The organism is Kitasatospora sp. NPDC093558 (assembly GCF_040683475.1).
Taxonomy (GTDB): Bacteria; Actinomycetota; Actinomycetes; order Streptomycetales; family Streptomycetaceae; genus Kitasatospora.
Genome location: NZ_JBFBDY010000017.1, coordinates 1 through 21264, shown reverse-complemented (window position 1 = coordinate 21264; position 21264 = coordinate 1). Strand labels below are relative to the sequence as shown.

The window sequence follows — 21264 nt, the reverse complement described above, 5'->3', positions numbered from 1 at the left end:
CCTCGCGCCCCAGTGATGCCATCCGCCGGGTGGATGGGCGATCACCCCGGTGGGCACGGTCTGACCACCGCCTTGAAGGAGGATCGGATGACCGTCAGATATGGCGCGGACTTCACCACGCCGTGGCCGCTTCAGGACAATCCGCATGTGGACCAGGCGCGAGCGGCTGCCGTCGACTGGCTGCAGGCGTTCGGGCTGTTGCGCGACCGGGAGTCGGTGGACGACTTCACCGCCTGGCGGCTGACCGAGGTCGCCGGCTGGTTCTACCCCCACGCCACGGCCGAGGACTGTGCGACGGCCGCACAGATGATGGGCTGGTACTTCCTGCCGTTCGACGACCAGCTCGACGGCGGCATCGGGCGCAGTCCCCGGGAGGTCGCGGGCATCGCCAGGACGTTGATCGCGGTTCTGCACGGCGAGCCGGTGCCGACGGGGATGAGGTGCCCCACCATCACGGCGTTCGCCGACCTGTGGGGACGGATGACCCGCGGGATGTCGGCGCCGCTGCGCGAACGGGTGCGCTACCACTGGTCGTCGTACTTCTCCTCCCAGGTCACCGAGGCCCTCGACCGAAGGGCCGGGTACGCCTACACCGATCTGGAGTCCTACTTCGCGTTCCGCGCGGAGACCAGCTGCGCCTTCGGCCTGCACGACCTGGCGGAGGTGTGGGGCGGCACCGAGTTGCCCGCCCACCTGTGGCACCACCCGGCCCTGGCTCGGATGCGGCAACTGGGCGCGGACCTGGTCGCGATCCGCAACGACTCCATGTCCCTGCCCCATGAGGACGTGGACGGCCTGCACAACACCATCCACATCGTGGAACGGGCCTACTCCTGCACACGGCAGCAAGCCGTGGAACGCGCCTCGGCGTTCGCGGAGGACAAGGTCGCCCGGATCGTGGCGCTGGAGGAACGAGCCCTGCCCCGCCTGCTCCAGGCGCTGGACGACCACCAGCGCAGCGCCGTGGCCGGCTACACCGAGACCATCCACAACTGGGTGGTGGGCGACTACGAGTGGGAGCGCATGTCCACCCGCAACGAGCAGCACCGGCCGATGCCGGAGTGGGCCACCACGCTGCTCGCGACCGACAGGGCGTGGTGAGGCCGCCGCGCGGATGCGGGACGTCTTCGGAACAGATTGGCCGGTGGGCTCGACGTCCTGGACGTCGGGCCCACCGGCCTTTTCTCACTGTCCGGCAGCCTCGCGGAACTCCTGGTAGGCCGAGTCCGACGGGGGCAGCAGGCCCGCCCGGACCATTGCCGTGCCGAGCTCCAGTCGCCGCTCGGGGTCGTCGCATTCGAGCCCGAACTGGATGATCTCCGCGACCACCTCCGTCGTCCCGGCCAGGAAGATCGAACCGCTGTCCACCTGGTAGAACCAGGCCTCGTAGAGCAGCGCTCCGTCGGCCGCCACGTCCCAGAGCTCGCAGGAGTACAGCACCGCCTCGTCGTCGCCGTCGTTGGCCAGCCGCCGCTCGGCCGGCAGGTCCTCGCCGTCGTAGAGCCTGCCGCTCAGGGCGACCTGCGCCGCCTGGACCGGGGTGAGTGCATCCGCCGACGTGATCGGGCGGCGATTGGTGAAGTCAGCCATGCGCGGGAACCTACCAAGCGCCACTGACCGTGGATTCGGGCGAAGAATTCTTGCCCGCCGATGTAGAGGGCCCGGGAGCGGCTCCGACTGATGGGTGACAGGGCGCCGACGGCGGCGCACGAGGCACCGAGAGGACACTCGTCACCATGAAGTACATCGCGATGATCTACGGCAACCAGGAGAAGTGGAACGCCTTCCCCGCCGAGGAGTGGCCGGCCGCCATCGCCAAGGTCGAGGCGTTCAACACCAAGTACCGTGCCACGGGCGAACTCCTCGGCGCGTACGGCCTGGCCGACGCTGCCGCCGCCCAGCTGGTGCGGCGGACGGACGGCGCGGCGGTCGTCACCGACGGGCCGTACCTGGAGACCAAGGAGTACCTGGCCAGCTTCTACCTCCTCGACTGCGAGAACCTGGAGCGCGCCCAGGAGATCGCCGCCGACTTCCCGTTCGCGGACGTCGACCCGGTGGAGCTGTGGCCGATCCTGCACGAGTCGCCGTCGAACGCGGCGGACGCGTGAGCCTGCTGAGCCCGGACGCCGAGGACCTGCTGCGCGAGCTGGCGCCGCAGGTCCTCGGCGTGCTCGTGCGGCGGCACGGCGGGGCGGCGTTCGACGCGTGCGAGGACGCCGTACAGGAGGCGTTGTTGGCCGCCGCGTTGCAGTGGGCGGAGGACGGCCTCCCGGCGAACCCGGGCGGCTGGCTGCTGACCGTCGCGTCGCGGCGGCTCGTCGACCAGGTGCGCAGCGACTCGGCGCGCCGGCGGAGGGAGGAGGCGCTGGCGCTCGCGACTCCGCAGTCCGCCCTCCTCGCGCACGCCGCCGACGTGGCGTCGCCCGTCCCGGACCGGGACGACTCGCTCGCGCTCCTCTTCCTCTGCTGCCACCCGGCGCTCTCCGCGCCGAGCCGCATCGCGCTCACCCTGCGGGCGGTCGGCGGCCTGAGCACGGCGCAGATCGCCGCCGCGTTCCTCGTGCCGGAGGCGACGATGGCGCAGCGGATCAGCCGGGCGAAGCAGACGCTCAAAGGCCTTGCCCTGGAGGAGAGTTCGGTTCGTCTCGCCGACGTCAGGCACGTGCTGTACCTGATCTTCAACGAGGGGTACAGCGCGAGTACGGGCGACGAGCTGACCGCGCCGCAGCTGTCCGGCGAGGCCATCCGCCTCACCCGGCTGCTCCTGCGGCTCGCCCCCGACGACGCCGAGACGGCCGGACTGCTCGCCCTCATGCTCCTCACCGACGCCCGTCGGCCGGCGCGCACGGGACCGGCGGGGGAGCTGGTGCCGCTCGCGGAGCAGGACCGGGAGGCGTGGAATCGCAAACTCATCGCTGAGGGCGTGGAGTTGCTGGAGCGGACGCTGCCGGGAGGGCAGCCCGGGCCGTACCAGTTGCAGGCGGCGATCGCGGCCGTGCACAGCGAGGCGGCGCGGGCGGAGGACACCGACTGGGCACAAGTCCTGGCGCTGTACGACCTGTTGCTGCAGTACGACGCGAACCCGGTGGTCGCGCTCAACCGGGCGGTGGCGGTGGCGATGGTGCACGGGCCTGCGGCCGGGCTCGCGCTGCTCGCGGAGCTGGAGGCCGACCGGCGGCTGGCGCGGCACCACCGGCTGTTCGCGGTGCGCGGGCATCTGCTGGAGCTGCGGGGGGAGTTGGGGGAGGCGGCCAAGGCCTACCGCGAAGCTGCGGCCCGTACGGCCAGCGCCCCCGAGCGGCGGTACCTGGCGGGGAGGGCCCGCCGGGTGGCGTCATGACGTCGCTCGGCGGGCCCTCAGTTCGTCGAGCCAGCCGCTGATCTGCGCGTCGTCGTGGAGGTAGGGGGCGCCGGGGCCGTGGCGGAGGTCGATTCCCGCGAGCAGGTCGAGGGCCCAGTCGGTCAACTCGTCGATGTCGTTGTCGAGTTGTAGCTGCTGCATGGCCCACTCGTCCGCCGCCTCCCGGGTGAGGCGGCCGTCGAGGAGGGCGGTGAAGCGGGCCTCGATCTCGTCCATGGGTGTGGCCTCGGCCGGTGGCGGCGTCGAGCAGGGCGAAGTCTCGTCCATGGGTGTGGCCTCCGGCGTCAGAGGGAGTCGAGCCAAGCGAGCAGGCGGTCGCCCTCGCGCGCCATGACGCCGGGCTCGCGCAGGGCGTTGGCGAGGAGCGACATGCCCTGGTAGCCGGCGACGAGGGTCAGCGCGTGGCCGTCCGGGTCCTCCGTGCCCAGTTCGCGGAACTGCTCCGCCGCCCAGCCCAGCAGCCTGCGGACCGCGCGGGCCGCGGATTCGTCCAGGCCGCCCGGGTCGCGCTTGTCGACCTCGGCGGCGAGGGTGCCGATGGGACAGCCGTAGCGGGCGGCGGTGTCGCGCTGGGCGACCCAGGCTGCGACGAGGCCCTGGAGTCGGGCGCGGGGGTCGGGCAGCCGGTCGAGCTCGGCGGTGAGGGCGTCGAGGGTCGCGGTGTGCTCGGTCAGGGCGGCCTCGACGAGGTCGTCCTTGGTCTTGAAGTAGTAGTACACGTTGCCCACCGGCACGCCGGCGGCCTGGGCGATGTCGGCGATCGAGGTGCGCTCGACGCCCTTCTGGTGCAGGACCGTCGCGGCGGCCGCGGTGAGGCGGCGGCGCTTGGCGGCGGCGGTGGCGGCTCGTGAGTCAGTCACCCGACTGACTATAGACAACCGTGGCGGGCCGGCGCTATGGTCTTCACATCCGAGTCAGTCAACTAACTAACTCCAGGGGGAAGATCATGATCGTCGTCACCGGAGCCACCGGAAACGTCGGCAGCGCGCTCGTGCGGCAACTCGTCGAAGCGGGGGAGCGGGTGACGGCCCTCTCGCGCCGGGCCCCCGCCGCGGGCCAACTCCCGCCCGGTGTCCGGCACATCGCCGCCGACCTCGCCGAACCGTCCGCCGTCCGGCCGGCGCTGGAAGGTGCCGAGGCCCTGTTCCTGCTGGTGGCGGGGGAGCACCCGGAGCAGCTGCTCGACGAGGCGAAGGCGGCCGGCGTGCGGAGGGTCGTCCTGGTTTCGTCCCAGGGCGTCGGCACCCGGCCGGAGTCGTACGAGCACGCGGCCCGCTTCGAAGCCGCGGTCGCCGCAAGCGGATTGGAGTGGACGGTGCTGCGATCGGGCGGCCTCGCGTCCAACGCGTACGCGTGGGTCGAGTCCGTCCGTGCCCACCGCACCGCCGCGGCACCCTTCGGAGACGTCGGCCTCCCCTTCGTCGACCCCGACGACGTGGCCGCCGTCGCCGCCATCACCCTCCGCGAGCCCGATCGCCACGGCGCCACCTACATCCTGACCGGCCCCGCCCCGACCACCCCGCGCGAACGGGCCGCTGCCATCGCGGACGCGATCGGCGAGCCCGTCCGCTTCGAGGAGCAGACCCGCGAGGAGGCCCACGCCCAACTGTCCGCATTCGTCCCCGCCCCCGTCGCCGAGGGCACACTGGCGATCCTGGGTGCCCCGACTCCCGAGGAGCAGCGCGTCAGCCCCGACGTCCCCCGTGTCCTCGGCCGCCCGGCCCACCCCTTCGCGGCGTGGGCGCAGCGCAACGCGGGGGCGTTCCGGTAGCGGGGGTGGTGGGCCAGCCCTGACGTCGTCGGTTCCGCTGCGGACGTGGAGCCGGACGCCGTGCCGGCCGGGTGTCCCGGTACCTGGTCGGCGCGATAGGTCGACCTCACCGATCCTTCGCGTGGTCGGTGCGAGAAGTCGGCCTCGCCGATCTTTCGCGCGGGCTCGCCGGGGAGTGAGGCGGGCCTGAACTTCGCCTCGGCGCTTGTGAAGGGTGCTTGTGAAGTACGGGCGTCACCGGCGCCGTCGTTTACCGGCCTCGCCCTCGCCCTCGGGCTCCGGGGCCGCGCCGAGATCGCCCTCGGGCTCGCGGGTGAGGGCGGCGTGCAGGGCGGGGTCGGCGTGGATTTCCGCGCTGTGCCGCCACTGGGCCAGCAGCAGCGCCACCGGGGCCAGGTTCTCCAGGGCGGCGGCTCCGCGTGCCGTGTCGGCGATCTCGGTGAGCATCGTCTCGACGTCGTCCTCCGGCAGGAACACCGACCACGGCAGGGCGTCGGGCAGCACTTGGCGTAGCGCGGCGGTGTTCTCGGTGCGGATGAGCCCGGCGAGCAGGCGGGCGGTGAAGTCGACCACGGTGGAGTCCTGCTCCAGTTGGTCGGCCCGGGTCAGCGCGAGGTCCCCGGCATCGCGTCTGCGCAGTCGCAGGGCGCGAACTCTTTCGAGGCGGCGGGCAGTGGCCGCCGGGTGGTGGAGCAGTTCGCTGAAGGACACGTCCTCGTAGGCTGCCGGCATGACATCCACACTAGCTCGGATGTCCTGCCGCAGTCATCCCCGCCGCCACCGCCGTGCCAACTTGCGGCCGCTCCGGCGCTCGCGCCCGCCCGGGCCGGCGTCGAGGCGGGGTTCCGCCGACCGGCGGGCGGCCCCATCATGGGGGCTCCCCAGGAGAGCCGCCCAGGAGGCAGAGATGTCGATTCCACTCCCCGTCCGGATCCAGGCCGCCGTCGTCCGGGGCGCGTACGCGCTGCCGGAGGCGGTGCGGCGGGCGATCGCGGGGGCGCCGGTCGTGCGGGACGGGCAGAAGCTCGCCCTGGACGCGCAGCTGATCCTCAAGCTGCAGCGGCTGTCGAAGGTGGCGCTCGTCATGCCGGGCGGGGTCGGGCCCTCGCGGGCCGCGATCGAGTACGGGCGATACCTGGTGGGCGGGCCGACGATCGGATCCGTGGCCGTCCGGGAGGTCGGGATCCCTTCGGGCGGCGGCGAGTTGGCGGCGACGCTGTACAGCCCGGCCGGGGTGGGGGAGCGGTCCGGGCTGCTCGTGTTCTTCCACGGCGGCGGCTGGGTGGTGGGCTCCCGGGCGAGCCACGACCACGTCTCGCGGTTCCTCGCGCGCCGCGCCGGGGTGCGGGTGCTGTCGGTGGAGTACCGCCTGGCGCCCGAGCACACCTACCCGGCGGCGGCCGACGACGCCCTCGCCGCCGTGGACTTCGCGCTCGCCAAGGCGGGCGACCTCGGCGCGGACCCGGAGCGGATAGCCGTCGGCGGCGACAGTGCGGGCGGCAACATCGCCGCCGTCGCCGCGCAGCGGGCCGTGCGCCGGGGCGGGCCCGCACCCGTCTTCCAACTGCTCCTGTACCCGACGACCGACGCGTCCGTCCGCCGGCCGTCCCGGGAGCTCTTCGCCGACGGCTTCTTCCTCACCAGCGCCGACATGGACTGGTTCGCGGACCACTACGCCCCCGAGCCGGTCGACCGGGCCGACCCGGGCATCTCGCCGCTGCGCGCCGCCGACCTGGCCGGACTGCCGCCCGCGTACGTCGGCACGGCGGGCTTCGACCCGCTGCGCGACGAGGGCGAGGCGTACGCGGAGGCGCTGCGGGCGGCGGGGGTCGCGGTGGAGCTGAGCCGGCAGCCGGACCTGATCCACGGGTACGCCAACTACATCGGGATCGGCCACCGGTTCCGCGAGGCGACGGCGGAGGCGGCGGAGGCGCTGCGGAAGGCGCTGAGGTAGGTGCTACGGAAGGCGCTGCGGTAGGTGCCGCAGTAGGTCGTGTCGTACGACGGGCCCGCGCCCCGGGATTCGCTCCCGGGGCGCGGGCCTTTCGCCGTGCGCCCCTGCCCGCTGCACGGGGGGTTCTCGGCGGCGGGCTCTTATTGTACTGTCCGTCTAATAAGAGGGTCTGCGGGAACCCGCAGGGCACATCTGGAGGCAGCCATGGCTCTCACCGACCCGGCGGCGCGGCGGAACGACGACCAGCACACCGCCGACGACGACGATGTCTCGAAGCGGCTGCTGGAGTCGGCCGCCCTGCTCTCGTACGACCCGTCGACCGAGATCGACTGGGACGCCCCCCTCCCCGACGAGCACTACGGCCTCAACCCGGAGTGGAGCACGCTCTACGGCACCCGGCTGTGGGACGAGATGACCGAGCGGCAGCGGGTGACCCTCACCCGGCACGAGGTCTGCTCGATCATGAACACCGGGATCTGGTTCGAGATGATCCTCCAGCAGATGGTGCTCCGCGACCAGTACCTCAAGAACCCCGCCAGCTCGGCGTTCCAGTTCGCGCTCACCGAGATCGCCGACGAGTGCCGGCACTCGATCATGTTCGCTCGCGCCTGCAAGAAGATGGGCGTGCCCGCGTACCGTCCGAACAAGGTGGTCGCGCACGCCGGCCGCGCCTTCAAGTCGCTCGCGAAGGGCGAACTCGCCTACGGCGGCATCCTCGTGGCCGAGGAGGTGCTCGACGTCATGCAGCGCGACTGGATGCGCGGCGAGAACGTCCTGGACATCGTCCGCGGCACCTCCCGCATCCACGTCGTCGAGGAATCGCGGCACATGAAGTTCGCGCGCCAGGAGATCCGCGAACGCATGCGGCACGCGAGCCCCGCCCGACGGCGCACCTCCGCGACGGGCATCGCCATGGGCGCGTACGTCATCGTCACCAGCATGGTGCACCCCGGGGTGTACAAGGCCGCCGGGCTCGACGTCGCCCGGGCGCTCGCCGAGGTGCGGGGCAACGAGCACCGCAAGGCCATGATGCGCACCAGCTCCCGGCACCTGATGGCCTTCCTCGCCGAGACCGGACTCCTCACGCAGCGCTCGGCGGCCATCTACCGGCGCATCGACATGCTCTGACCCCTTAGGACCCGCTCCCCGTTAGGATCCGCTCCCCGCCATGGCCTACGCGATCACCCGCACCTGCTGCAACGACGCCTCCTGCGTGTCCGTCTGCCCGGTCAACTGCATCCACCCGACCCCGGACGAACCGGAGTTCGGCACGACCGACATGCTGTACATCGACCCGGCGGCGTGCATCGACTGCGGCGCGTGCGCGGACGCCTGCCCGGTCGACGCGGTCTTCCCCGTCGACCGGCTGCGCGGGCCCGACACCGTGTTCGGCGAGCTCAACCGGGACTGGTACCGCGAAAACCCCAACGACCACGCGTGGGGCGCGCCCACCTTCCCCCGCAGCCTGCCCGACGGCCTGGGGCCCCTGCGGGTCGCCGTCGTCGGCACCGGGCCGTCCGCCGGGTACACCGCGCAGGAACTCCTGCGCACCACCGGCGCCGAGATCACCATGCTCGACCGGCTGCCCGTCACCGGCGGCCTCCTGCGGCACGGCGTCGCGCCCGACCACCAGTCCACCAAGCGCATCGCGGAGAGCTTCGCCGGCGTCTTCCACGACCCGCGGCTGCGGATGTACCTCAACGTCGAGGCCGGGACGGACGTCACCCACGACGAACTCGCCGCCCACCACCACGCGGTCGTGTACGCCGTGGGGGCGGCGGCCGACCGGCGGCTCGGCATCCCCGGCGAGGACCTGCCCGGCAGCCTGCCCGCCACCACCTTCGTGCGCTGGTACAACGCAGAACCGACCGTGCCGGCGGACGCGGTGTCGCTGGACCGCGCTGACCGCGTCGTCGTCATCGGCAACGGGAACGTCGCCGTCGACATCGCGCGCATTCTGCTCACCGACCCCGACCGGCTCGCCACCACCGACATCGCCGACCACGCGCTCGCGGCGCTGCGCGGCAGCCGGGTGCGGGAGGTCGTCCTGCTCGCGCGACGCGGACCGGCGGAGGCGGCGTGGACGCGGTCCGAGTTCCTCGCGCTGCGCCAACTGCCGGGGGTGGAGGTGGTGGTGGACTCCTCTACTTCCTCTACTCCCGCTTCCCCGTTGCTTGAGGGGCTGCCGCTGGTGCGCTTCGACGGCTCGGCGGAGCCCGAAGGCTCGGGCCGCCGCATCGTCCTCCGCTTCTTCTCGCCTCCCACGGCCCTGACCGGGGACGAGGGCGGCGTGACGGGCGTCGTGGTCGGGGACGGGGACGTGATCCGGGCGGGCCTGGTCGTACGCTCCATCGGCCACCGGGGCGTCCCGCTGCCCGGCCTCCCGTTCGACGAGACGGCGGAGACGGTCGCGCACCACGGGGGCCGCGTCGACGGCCTCCCCGGCACCTACGTCGTCGGCTGGGCCAAACGCGGCCCGTCCGGCGGCATCGGCGCCAACCGCGCCTGCGCCCGCGAGACGGTGAACGCCCTCCTCGACGACGCCACTGCCCGCACCCTCCCCACCCCCACCGCAACCCGCCGAGACCTCGACCGCCTCATCCGCTCGCGGCGCCCCGACACGATGGGCCTGAAGGAACTACGAGCCATCGACCGAATCGAACGCACCCGAGGCGAGGCAGAGGGCCGCCCCCGCGTAAAACTGCCCACCGTCCCCGCCCTCCTGGCCGCAGCCCGAGCCAGGTCGTAGGCCTACTACGCGCGAGAAGTCGGCCTGTCCGACTTCCTGTGTCGTGACAGGATGCTCGGCATGTCTGCTCGTGCTCAGAGCTTCGGTGCGATTGCGCACGCCTACGAAACGTTCCGGCCGGGGTATCCCGACGAGCTCTTCGACTTGGTGATGACGTACGCGGGGCGACCGGTTCGGACGGCGCTGGAGATCGGTGCGGGGACAGGCAAGGCGACCCGCCTGTTCGCCTCGCATGGGGTCGCGGTCACGGCGACGGAGCCCGATGCGGCCATGCTCGCCGAGCTGAACAAGGCCGTGCCGGCGAACGTCACAACCGTGCGGGCTGCGTTCGAGGAACTGCGGCCGGGTGAGACCTACGGGTTGGTCTATGCGGCGGCGGCCCTGCACTGGACACACCCTGAAGGTCGGTGGTCGAGGGTGGCCGCGCTGCTGGAGCCGGGGGGCGTCTTCGGCTCGTTCGGTGGGCCGGTTCAGCTGGCCGATCCGGCGGTCGAGGAGTCCGTGCGTGCGGCACGGGCGCCGTTCCTGGAGAGCGACGATGTCCCCTCTCCCGACGGGACCGCTCCGGATGCGGAGATGCAGTGGCCGGGTACGGAGCTGCAGCGGTCTCCGTTGTTCCTCGACGTCCGGCAGTCCGCCATCGAGCGGCGCTTGACGATGAGCGCTCCCGACTACCTCGGCTACCTGTCGACCGTCTCGGCGTATCTCCAACTGCCGCCATCGACGCGGCAACAGGCGTTCGACGCGATCGCGCGCGTTCTGCCCGGAACGGTCGAGATCACCGCCGACATCATCGTCCACCTCGCGCGTCGGCGACCCGAGTAGAGACGACAGCTGTGCGTGGGGGTTCCCCTGTTCCCCTGTACGTGAGAAGTCGGCTCCGTCGACTTTCTGTGCGACTTGGGGTGGGGTTTCGGGGTGAAGGGGTTGTGGGGGCGTGTCTCCGGTGGGGTGGGGGCGTTGGGCGGGGCGTGACCGATTGCGTCTCGTCGATGGGCGAGGAAACGTTTCTGCACCCCGGCGGCAACCCGGAGGCCGACGCCGGGGTGCCGATCTATGCCGAACTGGTGCAGCTCTGGTGGGCGGCCGGGCGGGCGGTGCCGGGGGTGGTGGATCCGGTGTGGGAGAGTCTGGTGGCTCCGCCGCCGCAGTGGACGCCCGGCAGTGCGGGCGCGATAAAACCCGGGTGATTCACTGGTGCGCGTCAGTCCGCCGGTTCAGTCCGCCGGTCAGTCCGCCGGTTCAGTCCGCGAGTTCGATCTGTGCCTCGTCGGGGAACGGTTCCGGCCGGGCCGCGCCGCCGGCTTCCTCCTCACCGTAGAACTGCCGCGCCCAGCGCCGGAACAGCCCGATCGAGCGTTCCCCGGGGACCAGGCGCGGCTGCGGCAGGTAGCGCTTGTGGGCGAGCACCGGGCGGTCCTGCTTGATGATCCGCACGGCCGCCCGCAGCGCCACCCACGACGCCGCCCGGTCCGCCGCCGCGCCGAGCACCCCGGGGACCGGGAGCGACGCCGGCACCGGCACGCTGCTCGCCACCGCGAACCGCACCACCGTCCGCCACGGCGCGACCGGTGTCGGCAGCACCCACACCCGCAACCGGCTGCCCAGTTCCGGCAGTTCGGCCACGAGCCGCATCGACCCCAGTCCGGCCAGGGCCACCGGCTGCTCCAGGCTGACCGCGCCGAGGCCCGGGAAGCGGGTGGTCGTCCGCTGGTGGATGGTGAACAGCGGCCCGGCGATCTCCGGTGGCGCCGTCTCCCGGGTGTCCAGGCCGTGCAGGACGGAGACGTGCCGGAAGTCGACGCTGTTCTCCATGACCTCCTGCGGGTGCGACAGCACGTCCCCGCGCCACCACGCGAGCGGTACCACCCCGACCGGCGGCGGCAGTTCCCACGTGGGCGGCTCGTCGGCGGGGCTGCAGGCGATCCCCCGCCAGACGTACAGGATGCCGTCCCGCTCCGCGAGGTGGCGGTGCGCGAGCCCGGCCCGCAGCCGGGTGCCGTCCGGCGCGCCCGTGCACGAGCCGTCCGGCCCGAACGCGAAGCCGTGGAACGGGCAGACGAGGTCCTCGCCCCGGACGCTCCCGCCCGCCCCGAAGTGCGCGCCCAGGTGCGGGCAGTGCGGCCCCACCGCGCGCAGCGTGCCGCGCCGGGTGCGGTACAGCACGACGTCCTCGTCCATCAGGCGGGCCGTCCGCACCCGGCCGGGCGGGACGTCCCGCGCGAGGCCGACGCAGAACCAGCCGCTCGGGTACGGCAGTGGGGCGTTCGTCATGCGGTTCACCTCGAAGGTCGGGCGGCAGGCGGATCGGTGACGGGCGGCTTGACGGCGGTGTGGACGTACCAGGCGATGTATTCCCGCACCGCGTACATCTCCACGGTGGACCGGAGGTTGAGCCACCGCGCCGGATCGCCGAACCGGCGCAGCACCGCCCACGGCAGCCGGAAGTACGCGTGCACGGCCTCCGTCGTGGGCGTGTAGTACGGCGTCGCGTCCAGCGCTTCCTCGACCTCGAACCCGGCCTCGGCGAGCAGGCGCGGGAGGTTCCGGGCGTGGTAGACCTTGGCGCCCGTCATCACCATCGCGTCCAGGTACGGTTCGAGCAACGCCCTTGCGTCCGGGGCCATTTCGTCCAGGGGGATGGTGCTCATCGGGCCGAGCAGCACCAGCCGCCCGCCCGGGCGCAGCACCCGGTGGAACTCGGCGAGGGCGCGCGGTGGGTCGTAGGAGTGGACGAGCGTCTCCATCGAGTAGGCGCCGTCGAAGGTGCCGTCGGGGTACGGGAGTTGGTGGTAGTCGCCGCACGAGAAGGTGGTGCGGTCGGCCAGCCCCGCGCGGGCGCTCAGCCGGTTCGCGGTGTCGACGTGGAAGTCCAGTACGTCGACGCCGGTGACCGCGAGCCCGAATCGGACGGTTATCGCCCGCGCGACCACGCCCGCCCCGGCGCCCGCGTCCAGCACCCTCGCCCCCACTGGGAGCGCGAGCTTGCGGCCCAGCACGTCCTCCAGTTGCCGCTGCGCCCGCCAGAGGCGCCACTTCGACTGCCCGGGTTCGGTCCACCCCCAGTGCCGGGCGTTGCGGGCGACCCGGGTGTAGAACAGCCGGCTGCCCGTGCGCCCGTAGACCCGGCGCAGCCCGGCGAGATCGAGTTCCTGAGCGACCATGCGGACAAGCTAGCCCCGCGCGTGAGGCGCGGACTCGCGCGCCACGCACGGGGCACGTACCGGGCATGAACGGGCCACGCACGGGCCACGCACGGGGCTTGTTCGTGCGAAGAGCGGATCGAGGGATGATCAGCCGACCATCACTTCACCGTCACTCGACCATCGTCTTCCGCAGCCAGGCCGTGATGAGCTCCATGGCCTCGCCCATCTTCGAGATCGCGCAGTGCCCGGTGCCCGGGAGCAGGTGCACGTCGGTGGCGCGGCGGCCGGTGAAGACGAGGGTGTCGTGCTGCGGGACGTGCACGTCGTCCGCGCCGTTGACGACCAGCATCGGCCCGTTGGCGTCCTGGTCCAGCAGCGGCCGCAGGTCGAACGCGGCGAAGGCGTCCTCCCGTTCGGCGGTGCTCGGCAGGGCGTCGAAGCCCAGCGCGTTGCCGACGATCCCGTCCATCCCGAACGCGAACCCGCGCCCCCGCGCGAACGACCGCTCCACCGGGCCGCCCAGCACCACGGCCGCGTCGACCGTGCCGCCGAGCCCCGTCCTGGCCGCGTAGTGGCCGCCCATCGAGATGCCGAAGTGGCCGACCATCCCGCCGCCGATCGACCGGGCGTGCGCCACCAGTCCGGCGATCACCCCGGCGCCGCCGTCCGGGGTCATCGGGAGGTGCGAGGTCTCGCCGGTGCCGGGGAGGTCGAACAGCAGCAGGCGCACCGGCAGGGCCAGTGCGAGCCGGACCCACAGGCCGTGGAGGTCCATCTTCCACGAGTCGACGCCGCCGCTCGCCAGCAGCACGGGCGCGTCGGCGGGCAGGCCGGGGGCGGCCATCAGGTGGACGGTGACGTCGGTCGTGCCGGTGCCGCCGCCGTACGGGACGGTGAGCGTGCGGCGCTCGAACTCCACCGGGAAGGCCGGCGCGGCGAGCCGGTACTGCTCCGCCTGACGGGCGAGCGCGATGCGCTTCGGCCCGTCCGCCAGCGACGGGAACTTCGCCCAGCCGTACGCCTGCGCCGCGAGGTCCGGCCGCCCGGCGGCGGCGTGGCGCTCGGCCAGGGCCGACCACTCGTGCACCCAGCCGCCCGGCCGGTCGGGCCACATCTCGGTGACGACGGCGCGGACGGCGGCCACCTCGTCGGCGGGGAGGCCGAGGGTCATCTGCGGGTAGCGCTCGGCGAACAGGTCCTGCGGGTCCAGCGGCCAGATGAAGGGCATGTCGAGACTCCTGCCGTGCCTGGGGGGATGCGTCCTTAAAGCCGGAAGGCTTGCGTTAACGACTATGCGCCTGGGTCGGCCCTTAAGGCAAGTGCTCCTGCGTTAAGGTGGCGGGCATGGAATCGGAAGAGCCGGCGTCGCCGGAGCCGGTGCGAAGGCGCCCCGGAGGACGGGCCGCGCGCGTCCGCGAGGCCGTGCTGGCCGCCGCTGCGGAGGCCGTGATCGAACACGGCGTCGCCAAGCTCACCATCGCCGACGTCGCAGCCCGCGCGGGCGTCAACGAGACTACGGTGTACCGGCGTTGGGGCACCCGCGAGAACCTCGTACTCGACGCCCTCCGCACCGCCAGCGATCAGGGCATCCCCGTCCCCGACACCGGCGACGTCCACACCGACCTGACCACCTTCGCGACCGCCCTGGCCGACTACCTCGCCACCCCGCTCGGCCACGCCGTCGGGCGGGCCGCCGTCCTCGGCGCCGACGACCCGGCGTTGGCGGAGGCCTGGCGGACGTTCTGGCAGGCCCGCCTCGACCAGGCGGCCGTGATGATCCACCGCGCCGTCGACCGCGGCGAACTGCCCGCCGGCACCGACGCGGCCTTGGCCGTCGAACTCGTCGCGGCGCCGGTGCAGTCGCGGGCGCTGCTCGGGCACAGGGCGGCCGAGCCGGGCTTCGCGGGGCGGCTGGCGGCGGCGGTTCTGGACGGCCTGCGGGGACGGTGAGGCGTGTGGTGGGTGGACGGCCTATGGGTCCGGTGAGGGGTGTGGCGGACGGCCTGTGGGGCCGGTGTGGCGTGTGGTGGGTGGACGGCCTATGGGTGCGGTGAGGGAAGTGGCGGACGGCCTGTGGGGCCGGTGTGGCGTGTGGCGGGCGGACGGCCTGCGGGTCCGCTGAGCCGTGTGGCGGGCGTGGTGGCCGGTCGCGTCGGCACCGTGTCCCCCGACACCGTGACCGACGTGACCGGCATTCCTCCTGAGGTGTCCATCGGCACGTGCCCCCCGACACGGTGCCCGGTACCCCCACTGCGGCCGACGCCGCCCCCTGTTGGGCGCCGACCCACGGCCGCCGATCCGAACCCGGCGGCGACCGCCGGCGCGAGGCCCGCCGGCACCGCCGGACTGCCCGCCACGGCCTCGACGTCCCCCGTCGCGGGCCGCGCCCCCGAGCGCGCTCCGGCGGCACCGCACACCTCGGCGCCACGAAGATCGTGTCAGCGCGGAGGCCTTCCGCACATTGCCAGGATCCGGCAATCTTGACGCCCCTTTGACACCCGGAAATGCGCGCGAGCCGGCACGCGCGCGTCGCCCGCCCAGCGCTACCTCGGCCCGGCGCCGGTGCGCCCCTGCGGTCGAGCGAAAGCGCCGCAGCCCCCGCTACAGCGGCTGCTCCGGCCAGTTCAGCAGCCGGGCCCCCATCGCCGCCGTCTCCAACGTGAAGCGCTGCAGCGCGTCGGACGGGTCGTAGCCGGTCAGGGCCTTGATGCGTTCCAGGCGGTAGCCCAGGGTGCGGACGCTCAAACCCAGCCGTCGGGCGGCTTCCGCGTTGACGTACGCCGTTTCCGACTGCACCACGATCGTGTCCAGCAGCGGACGGGCCCCGCCCCTCGCCTCCGTCAGCGGGCCGAGGACCGTACGCACCAAGTCCGCCATGGCTGCGCGGTCGCGCATCAGCACGGGGAACACCAGCAGTTCCTCCGCCTTCAACTGCTGCGCCGGCAGGGCGAGTCGCTCCGCGTAGTCCAGCGCCCCCAGCGCCTCCTCGTAGCTGCGCAGCACCCCGCTCGCGCCCGAGTGGCGCCGGCCCGTCGCCACGCGCCGCGCCGGGCGATAGCCCGCTCCCGGGCGCAGGGCGAGTTCCGTGAAGGCCGCCAGCACGGCGCGTTCGCTCTCCGGGGCGATGCAGACCAGCCGGCCGTCCTTGCCGGTCAGCAGGACGTCCCGTTCGCCGAAGCGTCCGACCAGTTCCCGTTCGACCCGGCCCGCCAGCTGGTGCACGTCCGCCGCGGGACCGTCGGCCGTCGCCGCCGCGACGACGTACGCGCCCGCGAGCCGCAGGCCGAAGCGCTCCGCCCGTTCGGCCAGGGCGCCGAGGTCGGTGCGGCCGTGGAGGAGGTCGTCGATGAACTCCCGCCGGGCAGCTTCCTCCTGGCGGACAGCCAGGCGCTGGGCGCGCTCGTGGCCCTCGCCGAGGGCGGCGAGGGCGGCTTCGGTGGCGGCGAGCACGGCGTCGCCGGTGCGACGCAGTTCGCCGGTGCCGGTCGCGGCGGCGACGTCCGGAAGGGTGCGCCAGGCGCAGCGGGTCGCGGCGAGGCCGTGGGCGACCACCTCGCGCAGCCCGTACCCGGCTTCGGCGCAGTGTTCGCCGAGGGTGCGCAGGTGCTCCAGCTCGGCGCGGCGGGGGAGTCGGCCGGTGCGGGCGACCTCGGCCAGCAGGTCCGTGCAGGCGGCGGCCAGTTCGGCGGGTACGCCGGGGCCGGGGCCGGGTTCGTTCCCCGCCGTCATCGTGTTCCGCCCCGCTTCGCGTCTATCGTCCGTCGTCCGTGCCGGTTCCGGCGCGGAACCCTAGCAGGATCGTCAGGACGCGTCCGGCCCCGGCCCCGGCTCGCGGAAGTGCAGGACGAACCGCGCGCTGCTGCCGTCGATCCGCCGCCGCACGTACAGTGCCGGGGTGCCGTCCGGGGTGCAGCTGATGCCCTCGCGCACGAGGAGGGGCGTGCCGGCGGGGACGCCCAGCAGGTCGGCGTCGGTGAGGTCCGCGCCGATCGCGCCGAACGCCCGCCAGTCGTACTCCAGCTCGATCCCGGCCGCCCGGGCGAGGTCGAGCACGAGGTTGCCGGGACGGCCCGGCCGCACCAGCTGCTCGGGCAGCGGACCGAACGGCACCCAGTAGCTGCAGGCCGCCCGGGCCCGTCCGCGGAGGCGGATCACCGTGTCGACGCGCGACAGCTCGTCCGGTTCGCGGCCCAGCTGCCGGGCCGCCTCCTCGTCCTCCGCCGAGCCGGCCACCGGCCGGGCGCCCAGTACGAACTCCCCGTCCGGGGAACTGTCCGCGTCCCCGCCTTCCGGACCGCCCCCCGGCAGCGCACTGTGCACGCTCCCCAGGTCGAAGCGCTGGCTGCGCGGGTCCACCGTGATCGAGACGCGCACCGCCGGCGGCCGGACGAAGGTGCCGACCCCGCGCCGGATCTCGACGACGGCCGCGCGCTCCAGTTCCGCGACCGCCTGCCGGACGGTGAGCCGGTTCACGCCGAACTCGGCACTCAGCTCCGGTTCGCTGGGCAGCCGGGCGCCGGCCGGGTACGCGCCGGCGTCGATCCGTTCCTGGAGCTGCCGCGCCAGGCGGCGGTAGAGGGGGGTGCTGGGAGGGTTGGTCGCCACGGGGCCGATCCTATGAAGGAAGGCTCCCGGCTCGACGTTCCCCGCCCCGAGGGGTGCCATGGAAGGTAGCCCCGGAGGTGGGCGGCTTGCCCGCGACCCCCCGGAGCGGTTAGACATCTGGACGACACATCTAGACGTCTAGATGTCCTTCCGAAAGGCAAAGGCCGCGCATGTCCCTGGTCAACTTCCGCGACTCCGCCGTCCTCGGCGACCCCGAGGGCCTGCGGGTGCGCCCCGGTGTGCTCTACCGCTCCGCCCAGCCGTTCCCGGCCGCCGACGCCGCCACCGTCGAGCAGCTGCGGGCCTGCGACATCCGCACCATCGTCGACCTGCGCGACGGCTCCGAGACCGACCCGGCCGACTGGGCCGCCGCCGAGTCCGCCGGGATAGCCGTCGTCGCGGCCCCGGTGAACCCGGCCACCGACGGCCTCGCCGAGCGCATGCGCACCATGACCACCGCCGCCGACCTCGGCGACTTCTACGTGCTGATGGCCGAGTCCGCCCCGGCGGCCGTCGCCGCCGCCGTCGAGGCCGCCGCCCGCCCGGGCGCCGTCCTGCTGCACTGCGCGGCCGGCAAGGACCGCACCGGCCTGCTCACCGCGCTGCTGCTCGACCTGCTGGACGTCCCGGCCGAGCTCATCGTCGCCGACTACGTCCGCACCGCCGACGCCCTGCCGCAGATCTTCGCGGGCCTCGCCGAGCGCCACCGCACCGCCCTCAACGACCGGCCCGACCTGCACATCCCGGCCCCGCTGCTGCAGGCCCCGGCGGAGGCGATGGCCGTGTTCCTCGACCTCGTCCGCACCCGCCACGGCGGCGCCGCCGCCTTCCTCCCGGCCTGCGGCGTGCGCCCGGAGACGCTGGCCGCCTTCCGCACCAAGGCCGCCGCCAACGCCGTGGAGCCCGAGGTGGCGCCCGTCGCGGAGCCCGCCGCCGGCTGAGACCCGGACCCGCCAAATCCCGTTGCCGCCACCCCACGCGCCCTGGCAACGTGCCTCGGCATGACCGCGCTGTACGAGATCCGGGCCGACCACGACGAGCGGACGATCGTCGTCCACCAGGCGTACGCCCCAGCCGTCGCCGATCCGGCCCTGGCCGCAGGGCGGTTCGTGGCGCCGTTCTCGTTCCACCGGATGACGTGGATCAAGCCGTCGTTCCGCTGGCTGATGCACCGGAGCAACTGGGCCCGCAAGCCCGGCCAGACGCGGGTGCTGGCGGTCCGGATCACCCGGGAGGGCTGGGAGGAGGCGCTGTCCCGGGCCGTCCTGACGACGGCGCACCCGGACGAGGTCGCGGGTGCGGCGGTGCACGTCCAGTGGGATCCGGAGCGGACGCTGCGCGGGGGCGCGCTCAACCAGTACAGCATCCAGGTGGGCGTGGGCCGTTCGCTGATCCGGACGTTCGCCAAGGAGTGGGTGGTCGGTCTCACCGACCTCACGCCGCAGGTGCACCGGATCGCCGACCTGGTCCGCGCCGGCCGGGCGGCGCAGGCCCAGCGCCTGCTGCCGCCCGAGCGCCCGTACCCGCTGCCGGCCGCGATCGCCCGCCGCCTCGGAATGGACTGACGCTCCACACGCCCCAGCCGCCGCACGGGCCGCCGGATCAGGCCCCCGGATCAGGCCCCCGGATCAGGCCCCCCGGATTAGGCCCCCGGGATTAGGCCCGCGGACCAATGTGCCCCGCACGGACGATCGATACGATCGTGCGGTGATCATCGAAGCCCGCCCGCCGCTGCTCCGGCGCCTGCCCGCGGGCGTGTGGGTGGCGGCGGTCTGGGTGGCCATCGTCGTCTTCCGGTTCTTCACGCGCGCCGACGAACTGCGCCACCTCCTCACCTACAACGGCAACCCCGAGGACATGCCGCTCGTCGTCACGGCGGTGGTCACCACGTCCGTCGCCGCGTTCCTCGTCCGCCTGCCGCTGGCCGCCGCCGCGGTGGCGCTCGCGGGCGCCCTCTTCTCCCTCGGCATGTGGAGGACCCCGGAGGCGAGCGTCCTCCAATTCCTCATCGCCGACGCCGTCGTCGGCTACTGCGCGGCCACCCGCACCCGGCTCGTCTCCCTCTGTGCCGCCGGGATGCCGGTCGCCATGCTCACGGGGCTGTACCTCTGGGGCGCCCTCAACGGGCACCCCATCAACCCGATGGCCTACGGAGGCATCGCCGCGACCGTCGCCATCGCCTGGCTCGTCGGCAACACCGTCCACCAGAGCCGCAGCCACGCCGAGGCCCTGCGCGGGCGCGCCACCGAACAGGCCGTCACCGCCGAACGGCTGCGCATCGCCCGCGAGTTGCACGACATGGTCGCCCACAACATCGGCATCATCGCGATCCAGGCCGGCATGGGCCAGCGCGTCATGGACACCCAGCCCCGCGAGACCCGTAACGCACTCGACGCCATCGAGACCACCAGCCGCGAGACCCTCGCCGGGCTGCGCCGCATGCTCGGCGCGCTGCGGCAGGGCGAGGGCGAGTCCGCGCCGCTCGAAGTCGCGCCCGGACTGGCCGAGTTGGACCGGCTCGTGGCGAACACCGCGGTCGCCGGCGTCCGCGTCGCGCTCACCCGCACCGGCGAGCCGCGCCACCTGCCGGCCGACGTCGACCTCGCCGCCTTCCGGATCGTCCAGGAGGCGGTGACCAACGTGGTCAAGCACTCCGGGACGAGGGACTGCCGCGTCACCGTCGACTACCGGCCGGACGGGATCGCCGTCACCGTCGTCGACCTGGGCGCGGGCGGCGGCTCCGGCACCGGCTACGGCTACGGCGCAGGCGGGGGCACCGGCTACGGCATCGCGGGCATGCGCGAGCGGGTCAGCCTGCTGCACGGCGAGTTCAGCGCCGGCCCGCGCCCCGAAGGCGGCTTCCGTGTCGCCGCCCGACTGCCGCTCCCCGCGGAGCTCCCCCTGGAGGTGGGACCGTGATCCGTGTCGTCCTGGTCGACGACCAGCCGCTCATCCGCACCGGCCTGCGCGTGCTCATCGCCGACACCCCGGACCTGGAGGTGGTCGGCGAGGCCGGCGACGGCGCCGAAGCCGTCGACCTGGTCAACCGGCTGCGCCCGGACGTCGCCGTCATGGACATCCGCATGCCCGGCGTCGACGGCATCGAGGCCACCCGCCGCATCGTCGCCGACCCTGGCACGGCCACCCAGGTGCTCGTCCTCACCACGTTCGACGACGACGACTACGTGTACGGTGCGCTGCGCGCCGGCGCGAGCGGGTTCCTCGTCAAGGACCTCGCCCTGGAGACCATCCTCGACGGCATCCGCGTCGTCGCCGCCGGGGACGCCCTCATCGCGCCGAGCGTCACCCGCCGCCTGATCGGCGAGTTCGCCGCCCGCCCGCAGCCCGCGCCGGCCTCCGGCTCGCGCCGGCCCGTCGCTTCGAGCGTCACCGAACGCGAACGCGAGGTGCTGATCCTGGTCGGGCGAGGCCTCTCCAACGCGGAGATCGCCGAGGAACTCGTCATCAGCGTGGCCACGGCGAAGGCCCACGTCGCCCGCCTGTTCAGCAAACTCGACGCCCGCGACCGCGTCCACCTGGTCATCCAGGCCTACGAGTTCGGCCTCGTCAGCCCGTGACCACCCCGTAACCACCCCGGCACGGCGAAGCGCCGGAGCGGGCCCCCACAGGCCCGGCCGGCGCCTGCCGTCCGGCGGGCTTCAGGTGGGTCTCATTGGT

General features: G+C 73.4%; 23 protein-coding genes. 14 read left to right on the top strand and 9 right to left on the bottom strand.

Annotation, left to right across the window (positions count from 1 at the left end; genetic code table 11):
• The first annotated feature begins 87 nt into the window (after positions 1-87).
• Positions 88-1101 carry a hypothetical protein gene (locus AB0O00_RS03955; protein WP_363648507.1) on the top strand — a complete coding sequence of 338 codons (1014 nt, stop codon included), beginning with the start codon at positions 88-90 and terminating at the stop codon, positions 1099-1101.
• Between the two features lie 84 nt (positions 1102-1185).
• Here AB0O00_RS03955 and AB0O00_RS03950 read toward each other — a convergent pair whose 3' ends face one another.
• Positions 1186-1590, bottom strand: coding sequence for a hypothetical protein (locus tag AB0O00_RS03950; RefSeq protein ID WP_363648506.1), 405 nt, complete (start codon positions 1588-1590; stop codon positions 1186-1188).
• Positions 1591-1736: 146 nt separating this feature from the next.
• Here AB0O00_RS03950 and AB0O00_RS03945 point away from each other — a divergent pair, with 146 nt between their 5' ends.
• Positions 1737-2108 (top strand): YciI family protein, encoded by a 372-nt coding sequence (locus AB0O00_RS03945; RefSeq protein WP_363648505.1) that lies wholly within the window; start codon positions 1737-1739, stop codon positions 2106-2108.
• Between the two features lie 5 nt (positions 2109-2113).
• Entirely contained in the window at positions 2114-3340 is a 1227-nt protein-coding gene (locus AB0O00_RS03940) for a DUF6596 domain-containing protein (protein WP_363648513.1), read from the top strand.
• Here AB0O00_RS03940 and AB0O00_RS03935 read toward each other — a convergent pair.
• Both AB0O00_RS03935 and AB0O00_RS03930 read right to left on the bottom strand, forming a co-directional pair.
• Positions 3335-3628 carry a hypothetical protein gene (locus AB0O00_RS03935; RefSeq protein ID WP_363648504.1) on the bottom strand — a complete coding sequence of 98 codons (294 nt, stop codon included), beginning with the start codon at positions 3626-3628 and terminating at the stop codon, positions 3335-3337. The genes AB0O00_RS03940 and AB0O00_RS03935 overlap by 6 nt on opposite strands.
• A 17-nt stretch (positions 3629-3645) precedes the next feature.
• Positions 3646-4221, bottom strand: coding sequence for a helix-turn-helix domain-containing protein (locus tag AB0O00_RS03930; RefSeq protein WP_363648503.1), 576 nt, complete (start codon positions 4219-4221; stop codon positions 3646-3648).
• An 86-nt stretch (positions 4222-4307) separates the two neighbouring features.
• On the opposite strand from AB0O00_RS03930, the gene AB0O00_RS03925 reads away from it, so the two are divergent.
• Positions 4308-5132, top strand: coding sequence for an NAD(P)H-binding protein (locus AB0O00_RS03925; RefSeq protein ID WP_363648502.1), 825 nt, complete (start codon positions 4308-4310; stop codon positions 5130-5132).
• 234 nt (positions 5133-5366) lie between these two features.
• Here the strand turns inward: AB0O00_RS03925 and AB0O00_RS03920 are convergent, their stop codons facing one another.
• Complete coding sequence (locus AB0O00_RS03920; RefSeq protein WP_363648501.1) at positions 5367-5864, bottom strand: hypothetical protein; 498 nt, start codon at positions 5862-5864, stop codon at positions 5367-5369.
• A 175-nt stretch (positions 5865-6039) separates the two neighbouring features.
• On the opposite strand from AB0O00_RS03920, the gene AB0O00_RS03915 reads away from it, so the two are divergent.
• The 5 genes from AB0O00_RS03915 (at position 6040) to AB0O00_RS03895 (ending at position 11025) form a co-directional block, all read left to right on the top strand.
• Positions 6040-7086 (top strand): alpha/beta hydrolase, encoded by a 1047-nt coding sequence (locus AB0O00_RS03915; protein WP_363648500.1) that lies wholly within the window; start codon positions 6040-6042, stop codon positions 7084-7086.
• Between the two features lie 204 nt (positions 7087-7290).
• Entirely contained in the window at positions 7291-8214 is a 924-nt protein-coding gene (locus AB0O00_RS03910) for a diiron oxygenase (RefSeq protein ID WP_363648499.1), read from the top strand.
• Between the two features lie 40 nt (positions 8215-8254).
• Positions 8255-9835 carry an FAD-dependent oxidoreductase gene (locus AB0O00_RS03905; RefSeq protein ID WP_363648498.1) on the top strand — a complete coding sequence of 527 codons (1581 nt, stop codon included), beginning with the start codon at positions 8255-8257 and terminating at the stop codon, positions 9833-9835.
• A 51-nt stretch (positions 9836-9886) separates the two neighbouring features.
• On the top strand, positions 9887-10660 hold the full coding sequence (locus tag AB0O00_RS03900) for a class I SAM-dependent methyltransferase (protein ID WP_363648497.1): 774 nt from the start codon (positions 9887-9889) through the stop codon (positions 10658-10660).
• 146 nt (positions 10661-10806) lie between these two features.
• A complete protein-coding gene (locus AB0O00_RS03895) occupies positions 10807-11025 on the top strand; it encodes a hypothetical protein (RefSeq protein WP_363648496.1) in 219 nt (72 codons plus the stop codon).
• A gap of 52 nt (positions 11026-11077) precedes the next feature.
• On the opposite strand, the gene AB0O00_RS03890 is transcribed toward AB0O00_RS03895, so the two are convergent.
• The 3 genes from AB0O00_RS03890 to AB0O00_RS03880 all read right to left on the bottom strand — a co-directional run bounded on the left by AB0O00_RS03890 (position 11078) and on the right by AB0O00_RS03880 (position 14209).
• Positions 11078-12109 carry a Rieske 2Fe-2S domain-containing protein gene (locus tag AB0O00_RS03890; RefSeq protein ID WP_363648495.1) on the bottom strand — a complete coding sequence of 344 codons (1032 nt, stop codon included), beginning with the start codon at positions 12107-12109 and terminating at the stop codon, positions 11078-11080.
• A 5-nt stretch (positions 12110-12114) separates the two neighbouring features.
• The gene (locus AB0O00_RS03885; RefSeq protein ID WP_363648494.1) at positions 12115-12999 is read right to left on the bottom strand and encodes a methyltransferase domain-containing protein; all 885 of its coding nucleotides are present in this window, start codon (positions 12997-12999) and stop codon (positions 12115-12117) included.
• A 151-nt stretch (positions 13000-13150) separates the two neighbouring features.
• On the bottom strand, positions 13151-14209 hold the full coding sequence (locus AB0O00_RS03880) for an alpha/beta hydrolase family protein (protein WP_363648493.1): 1059 nt from the start codon (positions 14207-14209) through the stop codon (positions 13151-13153).
• Between the two features lie 116 nt (positions 14210-14325).
• On the opposite strand from AB0O00_RS03880, the gene AB0O00_RS03875 reads away from it, so the two are divergent.
• Positions 14326-14931 carry a TetR/AcrR family transcriptional regulator gene (locus AB0O00_RS03875; RefSeq protein ID WP_363648492.1) on the top strand — a complete coding sequence of 202 codons (606 nt, stop codon included), beginning with the start codon at positions 14326-14328 and terminating at the stop codon, positions 14929-14931.
• A gap of 651 nt (positions 14932-15582) precedes the next feature.
• Here AB0O00_RS03875 and AB0O00_RS03870 read toward each other — a convergent pair.
• Positions 15583-16710 carry a helix-turn-helix domain-containing protein gene (locus AB0O00_RS03870; protein WP_363648491.1) on the bottom strand — a complete coding sequence of 376 codons (1128 nt, stop codon included), beginning with the start codon at positions 16708-16710 and terminating at the stop codon, positions 15583-15585.
• 72 nt (positions 16711-16782) lie between these two features.
• Positions 16783-17586 (bottom strand): GntR family transcriptional regulator, encoded by an 804-nt coding sequence (locus tag AB0O00_RS03865; RefSeq protein ID WP_363648490.1) that lies wholly within the window; start codon positions 17584-17586, stop codon positions 16783-16785.
• A 170-nt stretch (positions 17587-17756) separates the two neighbouring features.
• Here AB0O00_RS03865 and AB0O00_RS03860 point away from each other — a divergent pair, with 170 nt between their 5' ends.
• From AB0O00_RS03860 to AB0O00_RS03845, 4 genes are all read left to right on the top strand, one after another.
• The gene (locus AB0O00_RS03860; protein WP_363648489.1) at positions 17757-18527 is read left to right on the top strand and encodes a tyrosine-protein phosphatase; all 771 of its coding nucleotides are present in this window, start codon (positions 17757-17759) and stop codon (positions 18525-18527) included.
• 60 nt (positions 18528-18587) lie between these two features.
• The gene (locus AB0O00_RS03855) at positions 18588-19151 is read left to right on the top strand and encodes a DUF4291 domain-containing protein (protein ID WP_363648488.1); all 564 of its coding nucleotides are present in this window, start codon (positions 18588-18590) and stop codon (positions 19149-19151) included.
• 142 nt (positions 19152-19293) lie between these two features.
• On the top strand, positions 19294-20505 hold the full coding sequence (locus tag AB0O00_RS03850) for a histidine kinase (protein ID WP_363648487.1): 1212 nt from the start codon (positions 19294-19296) through the stop codon (positions 20503-20505).
• Entirely contained in the window at positions 20502-21164 is a 663-nt protein-coding gene (locus tag AB0O00_RS03845; protein ID WP_363648486.1) for a response regulator transcription factor, read from the top strand. Before AB0O00_RS03850 ends, AB0O00_RS03845 begins: the two co-directional genes overlap by 4 nt.
• Positions 21165-21264: the final 100 nt, after the last annotated feature.